This is a genomic window from Janthinobacterium sp. 61 (assembly GCF_002846335.1).
In the GTDB taxonomy this organism is placed as follows: Bacteria; Pseudomonadota; Gammaproteobacteria; order Burkholderiales; family Burkholderiaceae_D; genus Janthinobacterium.
This window is the reverse complement of record NZ_PJMQ01000001.1, coordinates 40,697-53,458: the sequence shown is the minus strand read 5'-3', so window position 1 is coordinate 53,458 and position 12,762 is coordinate 40,697. Positions and strand designations below refer to the sequence as shown.

The following is a 12,762-nucleotide window of genomic DNA, read 5'->3' as shown; positions in this document are numbered from 1 at the left end:
AACTTGGCAAACCGCATCGACCCGCGCGACAAACAGACACGGGCACCGATCAACACAGCAGCGCGCCGGGCGAGGCAGTCATCAGACGAGATGTTATACGCTGATGCAACCCGGCGGGAAAGGCACGCCGCCGGCGGCCTGCGCATCTTCAAGTGGTCATTATGTCGATAAAAAAACCGATCAAGCACTACCTCCAGTTCTCCGATTTCACGTTGGAAGAGTACGAATATGTGATCGAACGCGCCCATCTGATCAAGCGCAAGTTCAAGAATTACGAAATCTACCATCCACTGATCGACCGCACCCTGGTGATGGTCTTTGAAAAGAACTCCACCCGCACGCGACTGTCGTTCGAAGCCGGCATGCACCAGCTGGGCGGTGCCGCCATCTACCTGAACACGCGCGACTCCCAGCTGGGCCGCGGCGAGCCAGTGGAAGATGCGGGCCAGGTCATGTCGCGCATGTGCGACATCATCATGGTGCGCACCTTCGGCCAGGAAATCATCGAGCGTTTCGCCGCCAACTCGCGCGTACCGGTGATCAATGGCCTGACCAATGAACACCACCCGTGCCAGGTGTTTGCCGACATCTTCACCTACATCGAACACCGCGGCTCAATCGCTGGCAAGGTCGTTGCCTGGATCGGCGACGCCAACAACATGCTGTACTCATGGCTGCAGGCGGCCGAAGTGTTCGGCTTCCACGTCAATGTGTCGACGCCAAAAGGCTACGACATCGACCTGTCGCAAGTCAAAACCGAGCGCTACACGTTCTTCGCCAACCCTTCCGACGCCTGCGAGGGCGCGCACCTGGTCAACACGGACGTGTGGACCAGCATGGGCTACGAAGCGGAAAACGCGGCCCGTATTGCCGCCTTCGACGGCTGGATCGTCGATGGCGCGAAGATGGCCCGCGCCGCGCCCGACGCCCTGTTCATGCACTGCCTGCCCGCCCACCGCGGCGAGGAAGTGGCCGCCGAAGTGATCGACGGCCCGCAATCGGTGGTGTGGGACGAGGCGGAAAACCGTCTGCACGTGCAAAAAGCGCTGATCGAGTACCTGTTACTGGGTAAAATCAACTAATTCGCCAGGTGCATATATTCTGGCAGCATCGCAATACATACATCGACAACGACAACTGGAAGCAATATGAGCGACATTAAAAAAGTAGTCCTGGCCTATTCCGGCGGACTCGACACCTCCGTCATCCTGAAATGGCTGCAAGATAACTACCAGTGCGAAATCGTCACCTTCACGGCCGACCTGGGCCAGGGCGAAGAACTGGAACCGGCGCGCGCCAAGGCCATCAAATTCGGCATCAAGCCGGAAAACATCCATATCGAAGACGTACGCGAAGAATTCGTGCGCGATTTCGTCTTCCCGATGTTCCGCGCCAACACCGTGTATGAAGGCGAATACCTGCTGGGCACCTCGATCGCCCGTCCGCTGATCGCCAAGCGCCTGATCGAAATCGCCAACGCCACCGGCGCCGACGCCATCTCGCACGGCGCCACCGGCAAGGGCAATGACCAGGTGCGTTTCGAACTGGGCGCCTACGCCCTGAAGCCAGGCGTGAAAATCATCGCCCCATGGCGCGAGTGGGATTTGCTGTCGCGTGAAAAACTGCTGAAGTACGCGGAAGACGCCGGCATCGAAATCGACATGAAGCACAAGAACGGCGGCGCGCCGTACTCGATGGACGCCAACTTGCTGCACATCAGCTTTGAAGGCCGCCACCTGGAAAACCCCAGCGCCGAAGCGGAAGAAACCATGTGGCGCTGGACCGTCAGCCCTGAAAACGCGCCGGACGAAGCGGAATACCTGGACATCGAATATGAAAAAGGCGATATCGTCGCGATCAACGGCGTGCGCATGTCGCCCGCCACCGTGCTGGCCGAACTGAACAAAGTTGGCGGCAAGCATGGCGTGGGACGCCTGGACCTGGTGGAAAACCGCTACGTCGGCATGAAATCGCGCGGCTGCTATGAAACCCCGGGCGGCACCATCATGCTGAAAGCCCACCGCGCCATCGAATCGATCACCCTGGACCGCGAAGTGGCCCATCTGAAAGATGATTTGATGCCGCGCTACGCGTCGATGATCTACAACGGCTACTGGTGGGCTCCCGAGCGCGTTGCCCTGCAAACCCTGATCGACCACACGCAGGAAACCGTGAACGGCTGGGTACGCATCAAGCTGTACAAGGGCAATGTCATCGTCGTCTCGCGCGATTCGAAGACGGACTCGCTGTTCGACATGAACATCGCCACCTTCGACGAAGACGGCGGCGCCTACAACCAGGCCGACGCCGGCGGCTTCATCAAGCTGAACGCCTTGCGCATGCGCATCGCCGCCATCGCCCGCGAAAAGCGCGGCCAGAAGTAATCCCCGGCCGGGAGACAACCCCTCCCGCGCCCGCCGAAAGCCGCCTACGGGCGGCTTTTTTTCGTCTGGAGCACTCCCGGCCACGATTTACGGACTTGCACGCCCCGCCATCCCCCCCATTTTGCTGTCCTCATGGCAAAATGCTACATTGCAATTATGCCGACCGTCCCGCTTCCGGAGCCCTGCCATGTTCAAAGACCTGCGTATCAAGAATAAACTGTACCTGGGCTTCGGCTCGATCGTGGCCATCATCCTGATCCTGCTGGGCGTGGCCTACAACAGTTTTTCGCGCCTCTCGGAAGCCAATGCATGGGACCGCCACACGATGGACGTGCTGGTCGAAATCGACAAGATTCACAATTCCATCCTGCAAATCCAGGTGGAAGTGCGCGGTTTCATTCTCACCGGCAACGAAGCCTCGCTGAACCCGGAAACGGACGAGATGGCGGTGCTGTCGCAGCACACGCAAAAAGCCATCAGCATGACGGTCGACAACAAGGTGCAGTCTGAACGCTTCCGCAAGATCGACGCGCTGACCAGCACCTGGGTCAAGGAGTGGATCAATCCCCTGATCGAAAAGCGCCGCGCGCTGGGCAATGGCCCGGGCGCCACGGAAGCGGTGGCGCGCACCATGCCGCCTACCGGCTACCCGGCCGTCGCACAGGCCAACAAGCTGCTCGACGAAGTCGCTGCCGAGGAAAGCCGCTTGCTGGCCGAACGCACGGCCACCACGGCGAAATTGCAGGAAACCATGCTGCTGACCCTGGCGCTGGGCGGCTTGCTGTGCGTCGTGCTGGCGCTGGGCATTTCCTACCTGCTGGGCCGTTCCATCCTCGGTCCGCTGAACAACCTGACGGATGCCGTCGGGCGCATCGCCGGCGGCGAGCAAAACGCGCGCGCCGCCATCCTCTCGCGCGACGAGCTGGGCAAGGTGACGGAAGAATTCAACCGCATGGCGCAAACCATCCAGGACAACCAGTCCAATGAACTGGCCGCCACGAATACCTTGCGCGCCAAGGTCGATTCGCTGCTGGAAGTGGTGTCGAAGGCGGCCTCGGGCGACCTGACGGGCAAGGTCAGCATCACGGGCAGCGACGCCATCGGCCAGCTGGGCAACGGCCTGGCGAAGATGTTCGAGAACCTGCGCAGCCTGCTCAACAATGTGCAAAAGGCCGGCATCCAGGTCACGACGTCCGCCACTGAAATCGCCGCCTCGGCGCGCCAGCAGGAAGCCACGGGCATTGAGCAAGCGCAAACCAGCGTGGAAATTCTCAGCACCACCAAGGAAATCTCGGCCAATACGAGTCAGTTGCTGAAAACCATGGAAGACGCGACCGCCGTGGCCGACTACACGACGAATGCCACGGCCGAGGCACAGAATAACCTCAAGCGCATGGATTCGACCATGCAGCATATGGTATCGGCCACCGATTCCATCAACGCCAAGCTGGCCGCCCTGTCGGAAAAGGCCAGCAATATCAATAGCGTACTGATCACCATCACCAAGGTGGCCGACCAGACCAATATCCTGTCGCTGAACGCCGCCATCGAGGCGGAAAAAGCGGGCGAGGCGGGCCGCGGCTTCTCCGTGGTGGCGACCGAAATCCGCCGCCTGGCCGACCAGACCTCCGTTTCCACCTGGGATATCGAGCAAATGCTCAAGGAAATGCAGTCGGCCGTGTCGGCCAGCGTGATGGGCATGGATAAATTCTCGGAGGAAATTCGCCGCAGCGTAGGCGAAGTACGGCAAGTGGCCGAGCAGCTGTCGTCCGTGATGGACCAGGTGCAAAAGCTCACACCTCAATTTGATGCCGTGCTGCAAGGCATGCAGTCGCAAGCGATAGGCGCGTCGCAGATTTCCGACACCATGATGCAGCTCAACGATGCCACCCAGCAGACGGTGGAGTCCTTAAAAGCCACCAGCGAGGCGGTGCACCAGCTGCAATATGCGGCGGGCGACCTGCAGTCGAGCGTCTCGACCTTCGCCGTGAACATTTGATCCCATGAAAGTGCTGCTCTTTCACATCGGACGCGACCGCTACGGCCTGCCCCTGGCAGGCATCGTGCGCGTGCTGCCGCTGCTGGAGCTGAAGCAGCTGCCGCTCACGCCAGACTATGTGGCCGGCCTGATGGACTTGCACGGCGCGCCCGTGCCCGTGATCGATCTGTCGCGCCTGGCCGGGCTGCCAGCTGCTGCCGCGCAGTTTGACACGCGCATCATCATCGTCGACTACCGCGCACCTGGCGGCGCCACGCATGCGCTGGGCCTGCTGGCTTCGCAGGTGCGCGGGATCGCCGACATCGACACACAACAGCTTGAAGACAGCGGCGTGGCGACGGTGCCCTTCCTGGGCCAGGTGGCCAGCGACGCCGACGGTATCGTGCAGCTGGTCGAGTTGGCACAACTGCTGCCGCCCGACGTGCGTGCGCTGCTGTTTCAAGATGCGAGCACGGCATGACGGCACAAGCCCTGCTGCGCCGCGCGACCGGCCTGTCCGTCTCCAAAGCCGTGGCCGAACGGGCCGTGGGCCAGCGCATGGAGCAGACGGGCTTCAGCGATAGCGTAGCCTATCTGCAGGCGCTCACGCCGGCCGAAATGACGCAGCTGATCGAACTGGTGGTGGTGCCCGAATCGTGGCTGTTCCGCGACCCGCAGGCGTTTTACGCTACCGTCGAACTGGTGCAGGAACGCTGGGCACGGGGGCGCGCCACGCGCATCCTGTCGATTCCCTGCGCGGGTGGAGAGGAACCCTATTCGATGGCCATGGCATTGCGCGACGGCGGCGTGCCGAAACAGGCGTTCAGCATCGACGCCTATGACCTGAGCCCCGGCTGCATCGAGCGGGCGCAGGCGGGCGTGTATGGCCGCAACGCCTTCCGCGCGCAGGACGTGGCCTTCCGCGAACGCTATTTCACGCACGTGGCCGACGATGCCTACCGCATCATTGACGCCTTGCGCGAACAGGTAATCTTCAGGCAGGGCAACCTGCTGCAGTTCGATACCGCCACCTACAGCCGCCATTACGACGTCATCTTCTGCCGCAATCTGCTGATCTATTTTGACAAGCCTACCACGCGCGCGGCCATCCATAAGCTGTCGGCCCTGCTGGCCGACGACGGCATGCTGCTGGCCGGCTACGCGGAAGTGCCCTCGTTCTGCCAGAACGGCTTTGCGACGCTGCAGTTCCGCCAGGCCTTCGCCCTGAAGAAGGAAACGGCGGTGCCGGCGGCCCCCTTCCAGGCGGCGCCGCTGCCGGCCGCGCGTACCCTGCGCAGCGTGCCGCCCGCACCGAGGCGCGCAGCCGCTCCCGCCCCTCCCATCACACAGGAGGCGCCGCGCACGCGCCCCGTGTCCGCACCATCGCACCAGCCGGCGCAGGCCGCCCACGCCGACTTGCTGGCCGAGGCACGCCTGCTGGCCGACCGTGGCCAGTTGCGCGAAGCCGGTGAAAAATGCCACGCCCACCTGGCCCGCGTACCAGAAGCGGCGGAAGCGTATTTCATGCTGGGCATGATCAATGAACTGGCGGGCAAGACGGACCTGGCCGACGACTACTGGCGCCGCTGCATCTATTTGCAGCCGGATCATTACGAGGCGCTGTGCCATCTGGCCCTGCTGGCCGAGCGCAACGGTAACCACACGGCTGCCACCACCCTGAAGGCGCGCGCGGCGCGCATCTACCAGCGCCGCCAGGCGTCCAACTAAGGGGCAAGCATGACAAACATCATCGGCACCGAGACCCTGGAAAGCATTGACGACTGCTGGAACCATATCGGCGTGGTCGGCGACCAGAGCTGCCCAAAGCTGCCAGCCAATGTCCATTGCCGCAACTGCGACGTGTATGCGGGCGCGGCCCAGCGCAACCTGCAGCGGCCCGTGGACGAACACTACCAGCGCGACTGGGCCAGCCACTTCCGCCAGATCGATACGGGCGGGGAAGTGCGCGACAGCTCGGCGCTGGTGTTTCGCATCGGCCGTGAATGGCTGGCGCTGCCCACGCGCGTGTTCGACTCCGTGGCGCCGCAAGCCAGGCCGCACGTGCTGCCGCACCGCAGTGGGCGCGGCCTGTCTGGCATCGTCAACATCGGCGGCAAGCTGTATCCGTGCATGTCGCTGGCCAGTTTGCTGGGCATCGACGAACAGGGCGCACCGCCAGTCAAGGGCCGTCACACCTTTCCGCGCCTGCTGCTGATGCGCTGGGAAGAGCAAGCCTACGCCCTGCCTGTGGCCGACCTGCACGGCATCGTGCGCTATGCGTCGGGCAGCGTGCAAACGCCTGCGGCCACCATCAACAAGGGCCTGTCGCGCTTTCTATCGGGCGTGATCACCGAGGGCGACATGCGCATCGGCTGCCTGGACACGGCGCTGATCGGCTTTCAACTTGCGAGACTATTACGATGAGCCAGGACCAGCACGGCGACCTGAGTGCCTTTTCCATGCTGGACCTGTTCCGCATGGAGGCGGACAGCCAGACCCAGATTCTCACCGATGGCTTGCTGGCCATGGAGCGCCATGCGGGCGACGCGGCCGCCGTCGAAGCGATGATGCGCGCGGCGCACTCGATCAAGGGCGCCGCCGCCATCGTCGGCCTGCAAGTGGTGGTGCAGCTGGCGCACGGCATGGAAGACAGCTTTGTCGCCGCCCAGCACGGCCGCTTGAAACTCACGCCCGAACGGGTCGACGTACTGCTGTCGGGCGTCGACCTGATCGTGCAGCTGTCGCGCCTGGACGATGCGGGTGCCGAAGCGTGGCTGGCAGCCAACGCGGCGCAGATCGACCAGACCCTGAACGCCATCGCCGGCATCGCCGAGCTGCCCGAACTGCCTGCCCTGCCCTCGCTGCCTTTGTCTGTGCCGGCGCCAACGCCGGCCCCCTTGGCGCCGGAAGCCGCCGAGCCGCATGCCCTCGTGGCCAGCGGCCTGGCGGGCGAGGAAGTGGAATCGTCTGCGGCCGCGCCCGCGCCGCGAGCCGGTGCGCCCGCCAAGGCCCAGGCACAGAATTTCGACAAACTGCTGTCGCTGGCCAGCGAATCGCGCATCAATGCGCACCAGATGCACCCCTTCATCGGCGCCCTGCAACGCTTCAAGCGCAACCAAAGCAGCCTGTTTTCCGCCATCGAACACCTGCATGAGGCCATTGCCCGCTCGGGCGACGCGGGCCTGATGGAAAAATCCCTGCTGGCACTGCAAAAGACGCAACCCCTGAAGCAGTTCATGCTGGAGCACATCGCCGACATCGAAACCTATGAACGGCGCCTGCTGGCCGTCTCGCAGGGTATGGTCGACGAAGTGCTGGCCCTGCGCATGCGCCCTTTCCGCGACGGCATCCACGCATTTCCCCGCATGGTGCGCGACCTGGCGCGTAGCCTGGGCAAGGAAGTGCAGCTGAAAATCGACGGCGAAGAGACCCTGGTCGACCGCGACATCCTGGCGAAGATCGAAAGCCCGCTGAACCACATGCTCAGGAATGCCATCGACCATGGCATGGAAGGCCCGTACGAGCGCATCGAGGTGGGCAAGGAAGCAATGGGCACGATACGCATGGAGGCGCGCCACCGCGCCGGCATGCTGAGCATCGAGATCAGCGATGACGGACGCGGCGTCGACTTGGAAAAAATCCGCCAGTCCGTGATCGAGCGCAAGATGGCCAGCCCCGCCATGGCCGCCGCACTGTCGCCCGGCGAGCTGCTGGAATTCCTGTTCCTGCCCGCATTCAGCCTGAAAGCGACGGCCAACCAGCTGTCCGGCCGTGGCGTCGGGCTCGATATCGTGCACGAGACGATACGCCAGCAAAACGGCACGGTGCGCCTGGAGTCCGAGCCGGGACGGGGTTTCCGCGCCCTGATTACCCTGCCGCTGACGCAGTCGATCGTGCGCGCGCTGGTGATCGACGTACAGGGCGAAGCCTACGCCATCCCCATCGTCAAGGTGGAAAGCGTGGTGCGCGTGCCGCAAGCGGCCATCCATACGCTGGAAAACAAGCAGTTCTTTGAACTCAAGGGCGAGCATCTGGGCCTGGTGTCGGCGGCGCAGGTGCTGGAACTGGGCGAAGCGCCCAGTAGCGCCGACGATTTGCCGGTGGTGGTGATCGGGCGCGGCAAACAAAGCTATGCGCTGGTGGTCGACGCCATCCGCGGCGAGCAAAGCCTGGCGGTGCAGGCGATCGATCCGATCTTCGGCAAGATGCGCGACATTTCCGCCGCCGCCCTGCTCGATGATGGCGAGCCGGTGCTGATCCTCGACGTGCCCGACCTGCTGCTGTCGATTGACAAGCTGCTGCACGAGGGCGGCCTGCACCAGCTGGCGCAGGCTGGCCACGCGCAGCAGCGCCGCGCCAAGCGCATCCTGGTGGTCGACGATTCGCTGACGGTACGCGAGATGGAGCGCAAGCTGCTGCTGGCGCGCGGCTTCGATGTCGACGTGGCCATCGATGGCATCGACGGCTGGAACGTGGTGCGCAGCGGCGAGTACGATCTGGTCATCACCGACGTGGACATGCCGCGCATGGATGGCATCGAACTGGTCTCGTTGATCAAGAAGGACTTGCACCTGCACAAGCTGCCGGTGATGATCGTTTCGTACAAGGACCGCCCGGAAGACCGCGCGCGCGGCCTGTCCGCCGGCGCCGACTATTATCTGACCAAAGGCAGCTTCCACGACGAGACCTTGCTCGACGCGGTGGCAGACCTGATAGGAGATGCCCGCTTATGAACTGTACTTCATGAAAATTGCCATTGTTAACGATGTCGCCATGGCCGCCGAAGCCCTGCGCCGGGTGGTGGCCAGCACGCAGGAACACCAGGTGCTGTGGATCGCCCGCACGGGACTCGAAGCGGTGCGCATGTGCGAGGGCAACCGCCCCGACCTGATCCTGATGGACCTGAACATGCCGGAGATGGATGGCGTCGAGGCGACGCGCCTGATCATGGAACAAAGCCCGTGCGCCATCCTGGTTGTCACGGGACGCCCGCAAGACAATGTCAACCAGGTTTTCCGCGCGCTGGGCGCCGGCGCACTCGACGTCACGGCCACCCCGGTGCTGCAGGGACAAGTGGGAGGAGACAGCGAACTGCTGGCCAAGATCAAGACCATCGGCAAGCTGATACGCCACAGCGCCGAAGCGCCGCCGCCGCGCCAGGTGCAAGCCAACGGTGAACGCGGCGACGGCCAGGTCACCACTCTGGTGGCCATCGGCGCTTCGACGGGAGGGCCGTCAGCGGTAGCCAAAGTGCTGTCCGGCTGGACGGCGCCGCCCGGCTGCGCCATCGTGGTGGTGCAACATATCGATGAAACCTTCGCCTCGCATTTCGCCAAATGGCTGGACGATCAATTGGAGATGCCCGTGCGCGTGATCGCCGAGGGCGACGAACTGGTGGCCGGCAGCGTACTGGTCGCCAAGACCAATGATCACCTGTTGCTGGATCAAAATTATCGTTTGGGTTACGATGCGGCACCACGCGAGTATGTTTACCGTCCTTCCGTCGATGTCTTCTTTCATTGCGTGGCACAGCACTGGCGCGGCGATGCCATCGGCGTGTTGCTCACAGGCATGGGCCGCGACGGCGGCGAGGGATTGCTGGCCATGCGCCGCGCGGGCAAGACGACGATAGCGCAAGACCAGGCCAGCAGTGCCGTGTATGGCATGCCGCGCGCTGCGGCCGAACTCGATGCAGCGCAACAAATCCTGCCATTGGATAGAATAGGCGTCAGCCTGCGCAGCCGCCTGGGCGCCAAACTCAACAGTGGGTGGGAGTCCTCCCCTAACATCTGAAAAGAATGCAATGCCAGAATTTTCCTCCAGTTTCACCATGCATGAGCCCGCATTGACCGAATTCAAAGTCAGCGTGCTGCTGGTGGACGACCAGTTGATCATTGCTGAGGCAATACGGCGCATGCTGAGCGACCAGCACGATATCGAGTTTCATTACGTGACCGACGCCACGCAGGCGCTGGACACGGCGCTGCGCTTGCAACCGACCGTCATCCTGCAAGACTTGGTGCTGCCGGGCATCGACGGCTTCGCGCTGATCCAACTGTACCGCGAAAACGCGGCGCTGGCGCATGTGCCGGTGATCGTGCTGTCGGCCAAGGATGACCCGAAACTGAAGGCTCACAGCTTTGCCGTCGGCGCCAATGATTACGTGGTGAAACTGCCGGACCGCCTGGAGTTGCTGGCGCGCATACGCTACCATTCCAACGCGCACATCAGCCGATTGCAGCGCGACCAGGCATTTCGTTTCCTGCGCGAAAGCCAAAAAAACCTGGCCGATACAAATATTGAATTGCAGAAACTAGCCGCCCTCGATGGCTTGACGGGCATCGCCAACCGCCGCCGCTTCGATGAAACCCTGCAATTCGAATGGCAGCGGGGCCAGCGCGACAAGACGCCGCTGAGCCTGCTATTCTGCGACATCGACCATTTCAAGAGCTATAACGATCACTTTGGCCACCTGGCGGGCGACCTGTGCCTGAAAAAAGTGGCCGCCGTACTGACGGAACATTTGAAGCGCCCGGCCGACCTGGCCGCCCGCTATGGGGGTGAGGAATTCGCGCTGATCCTGCCCGAAACGGAGGCTGCAGGGGCCTTGCTGATCGCCGAAGCATGCCGACGCCACCTGGAGGGCTTGCAGATCGAGAATCCGGCGACCAGCACGGGCATCGTCACCATCTCGATCGGCGTGGCCACCATCGTGCCTTCGCCGGACTCGACGGTCGAGCAACTGATCAACCGCGCCGACCAGGCCCTGTACGCGGCCAAGCGCGGCGGACGCAACAGCGTGTTGTGCGCCGATGACATCGAAAACTGATTTTTAACTGAAGGAAAGTGAAGCATGAGCATACAACTGGACAATGTCAGCGTCGTCAAAAAATCGAATATCTATTTTGACGGCAAGTGCGTCTCGCACAACGTCATCCTGGCCGATGGCACGAAGAAAAGCGTGGGCGTAATTTTCCCGTCATCGCTGCGCTTCAACACGGGCGCACCGGAAACGATGGAAATCGTCGGCGGCTTGTGCAAGGTACGCCTGGCCGATGCGACAGAGTGGAACAGCTATGGCGCGGGCACGGAATTCAAGGTGCCGGGCAACAGCTATTTTGATATCGAAACGACTGAAACAGTGGACTACGTCTGCCATTTTGCCTGATTCGCGCAGAAAAAACGTCCATGGCTGCGTTGCACTGCCTCGCCGTACTATGCGTACTGTCTTCGGCAATGCGCCTTGCCCTGAACATTTTTTCAAGCGCGGATTTATTATTTAGATAAACACAGGCTCGGGCGACAGGCGCACGCCATATTTCGCCTCTACATCATCCTGTATCGCTGCCGCCAGCCGGGTAATGTCCGCGCCACGAGCGCCGCCATTATTCACCAGAACCAGCGCCTGCTTGGGATACACTCCCGCGGGCCCCAGGTTTTTTCCCTTCCAGCCACACTGATCGATCAGCCAGCCGGCCGCCAGCTTTTCCGTGCCATCGGCTTGTGCATGGTGTACCAGCGTGGGAAAGCGCTCCAACAAGGCAAGACATTGCTCTCGTGATACCACGGGATTCTTGAAGAAGCTGCCCGCATTGCCGATCACGGCCGGGTCGGGCAATTTGCGCCGACGTATCGCCATCACGGTTTCGGCCACTTGTTGCGGCGTCGGCTCGGCAAGATTGCGCTCGGCCACGGCCTGTGCCAGCTCCGCGTAGCGCAAGTTCGGCTGCCACTCGGCAGGCAAGGCAAACGTTACTTCCAGCACGATCAGCTCCCGCCCGTCTGCCTGCTTGAAGATGCTGTCGCGGTAAGCGAAACGGCAAGCGTCACGGTCCATGTCGAAGACAATGCCGCTGGCGCTGTGCATGACGCTCACGCTATGCAGATAATCCTTGATTTCAACGCCATACGCGCCAATATTCTGGATAGGGGCCGCACCCACCGTACCGGGGATCAAGGACAGGTTTTCCAGCCCGCCCACGCCTTGCGCCAGGGTCCACTGCACGAAGTCGTGCCAGTTTTCACCGGCTGCGGCCGTGACGAGGATGGTCTCGAAGTCCGCCTGCGCCAGGCGCATGCCGCGCGTGGCCATGTGCAGCACGGCGCCGGGAAAGTCGCCCGTCAGGACGATATTGCTGCCGCCACCCAATATCAGGCGCGGCATGGCGGACAAGGCAGGATCTTGCAACGCGGCCTGCAATTCGGCTTGCGAAGTGATGCGTACGTAGGCGGCCGCATTGGCCGTGATGCCGAAGGTATTCAGGCGCTGGAGGGAGTAATTGTGTTCGATGGTGAGCTCTGCAGACAAGGGATAGCGATTATTTTGCTCGATTATAGAGTGAAACCGACAAAAAACCAGCGCAAGACAAGGGCAGGCCGTCCGTTGTCCGTTAAAATGTC

11 protein-coding genes are annotated in these 12,762 nt (G+C 62.4%); 10 read left to right on the top strand and 1 reads right to left on the bottom strand.

What is annotated here, in order from left to right; genetic code table 11:
* Window positions 1-161 precede the first annotated feature (161 nt).
* The 10 genes from argF (at window position 162) to CLU92_RS00230 (ending at window position 11,530) form a co-directional block, all read left to right on the top strand.
* Complete coding sequence (gene argF / locus CLU92_RS00275; RefSeq protein WP_101480242.1) at window positions 162-1,082, top strand: ornithine carbamoyltransferase; 921 nt, start codon at window positions 162-164, stop codon at window positions 1,080-1,082.
* A 66-nt stretch (window positions 1,083-1,148) separates the two neighbouring features.
* Window positions 1,149-2,384 carry an argininosuccinate synthase gene (locus CLU92_RS00270; RefSeq protein WP_035825961.1) on the top strand — a complete coding sequence of 412 codons (1,236 nt, stop codon included), beginning with the start codon at window positions 1,149-1,151 and terminating at the stop codon, window positions 2,382-2,384.
* Between the two features lie 187 nt (window positions 2,385-2,571).
* Complete coding sequence (locus CLU92_RS00265; RefSeq protein WP_101480241.1) at window positions 2,572-4,383, top strand: methyl-accepting chemotaxis protein; 1,812 nt, start codon at window positions 2,572-2,574, stop codon at window positions 4,381-4,383.
* Between the two features lie 4 nt (window positions 4,384-4,387).
* Window positions 4,388-4,843 (top strand): chemotaxis protein CheW, encoded by a 456-nt coding sequence (locus CLU92_RS00260; RefSeq protein ID WP_101480240.1) that lies wholly within the window; start codon window positions 4,388-4,390, stop codon window positions 4,841-4,843.
* Window positions 4,840-6,090 carry a protein-glutamate O-methyltransferase CheR gene (locus CLU92_RS00255; RefSeq protein WP_101480239.1) on the top strand — a complete coding sequence of 417 codons (1,251 nt, stop codon included), beginning with the start codon at window positions 4,840-4,842 and terminating at the stop codon, window positions 6,088-6,090. Before CLU92_RS00260 ends, CLU92_RS00255 begins: the two co-directional genes overlap by 4 nt.
* A gap of 9 nt (window positions 6,091-6,099) precedes the next feature.
* Window positions 6,100-6,786 carry a chemotaxis protein CheW gene (locus tag CLU92_RS00250; RefSeq protein ID WP_101480238.1) on the top strand — a complete coding sequence of 229 codons (687 nt, stop codon included), beginning with the start codon at window positions 6,100-6,102 and terminating at the stop codon, window positions 6,784-6,786.
* Window positions 6,783-9,095 (top strand): hybrid sensor histidine kinase/response regulator, encoded by a 2,313-nt coding sequence (locus CLU92_RS00245; RefSeq protein ID WP_101480237.1) that lies wholly within the window; start codon window positions 6,783-6,785, stop codon window positions 9,093-9,095. Before CLU92_RS00250 ends, CLU92_RS00245 begins: the two co-directional genes overlap by 4 nt.
* 10 nt (window positions 9,096-9,105) lie before the next feature.
* Window positions 9,106-10,155: a chemotaxis-specific protein-glutamate methyltransferase CheB gene (gene cheB, locus CLU92_RS00240; RefSeq protein ID WP_101484423.1), complete on the top strand. Its 1,050-nt coding sequence runs from the start codon at window positions 9,106-9,108 to the stop codon at window positions 10,153-10,155.
* Between the two features lie 10 nt (window positions 10,156-10,165).
* A complete protein-coding gene (locus tag CLU92_RS00235) occupies window positions 10,166-11,191 on the top strand; it encodes a diguanylate cyclase (RefSeq protein ID WP_101480236.1) in 1,026 nt (341 codons plus the stop codon).
* A 24-nt stretch (window positions 11,192-11,215) separates the two neighbouring features.
* A complete protein-coding gene (locus CLU92_RS00230) occupies window positions 11,216-11,530 on the top strand; it encodes a pyrimidine/purine nucleoside phosphorylase (RefSeq protein WP_101480235.1) in 315 nt (104 codons plus the stop codon).
* Window positions 11,531-11,641: 111 nt separating this feature from the next.
* On the opposite strand, the gene murB is transcribed toward CLU92_RS00230, so the two are convergent.
* The gene (murB, locus tag CLU92_RS00225) at window positions 11,642-12,670 is read right to left on the bottom strand and encodes a UDP-N-acetylmuramate dehydrogenase (RefSeq protein ID WP_101480234.1); all 1,029 of its coding nucleotides are present in this window, start codon (window positions 12,668-12,670) and stop codon (window positions 11,642-11,644) included.
* Window positions 12,671-12,762 lie beyond the last annotated feature (92 nt).

Excerpts from the sequence above, each read along its gene's own strand:
- argF (WP_101480242.1), top strand. The coding sequence starts at position 162 with ATGTCGATAAAAAAACCGATCAAGCACTACCTCCAGTTCTCCGATTTC.
- CLU92_RS00270 (WP_035825961.1), top strand. The coding sequence starts at position 1,149 with ATGAGCGACATTAAAAAAGTAGTCCTGGCCTATTCCGGCGGACTCGAC.
- CLU92_RS00265 (WP_101480241.1), top strand. The coding sequence starts at position 2,572 with ATGTTCAAAGACCTGCGTATCAAGAATAAACTGTACCTGGGCTTCGGC.
- CLU92_RS00260 (WP_101480240.1), top strand. The coding sequence starts at position 4,388 with ATGAAAGTGCTGCTCTTTCACATCGGACGCGACCGCTACGGCCTGCCC.
- CLU92_RS00255 (WP_101480239.1), top strand. The coding sequence starts at position 4,840 with ATGACGGCACAAGCCCTGCTGCGCCGCGCGACCGGCCTGTCCGTCTCC.
- CLU92_RS00250 (WP_101480238.1), top strand. The coding sequence starts at position 6,100 with ATGACAAACATCATCGGCACCGAGACCCTGGAAAGCATTGACGACTGC.
- CLU92_RS00245 (WP_101480237.1), top strand. The coding sequence starts at position 6,783 with ATGAGCCAGGACCAGCACGGCGACCTGAGTGCCTTTTCCATGCTGGAC.
- cheB (WP_101484423.1), top strand. The coding sequence starts at position 9,106 with ATGAAAATTGCCATTGTTAACGATGTCGCCATGGCCGCCGAAGCCCTG.
- CLU92_RS00235 (WP_101480236.1), top strand. The coding sequence starts at position 10,166 with ATGCCAGAATTTTCCTCCAGTTTCACCATGCATGAGCCCGCATTGACC.
- CLU92_RS00230 (WP_101480235.1), top strand. The coding sequence starts at position 11,216 with ATGAGCATACAACTGGACAATGTCAGCGTCGTCAAAAAATCGAATATC.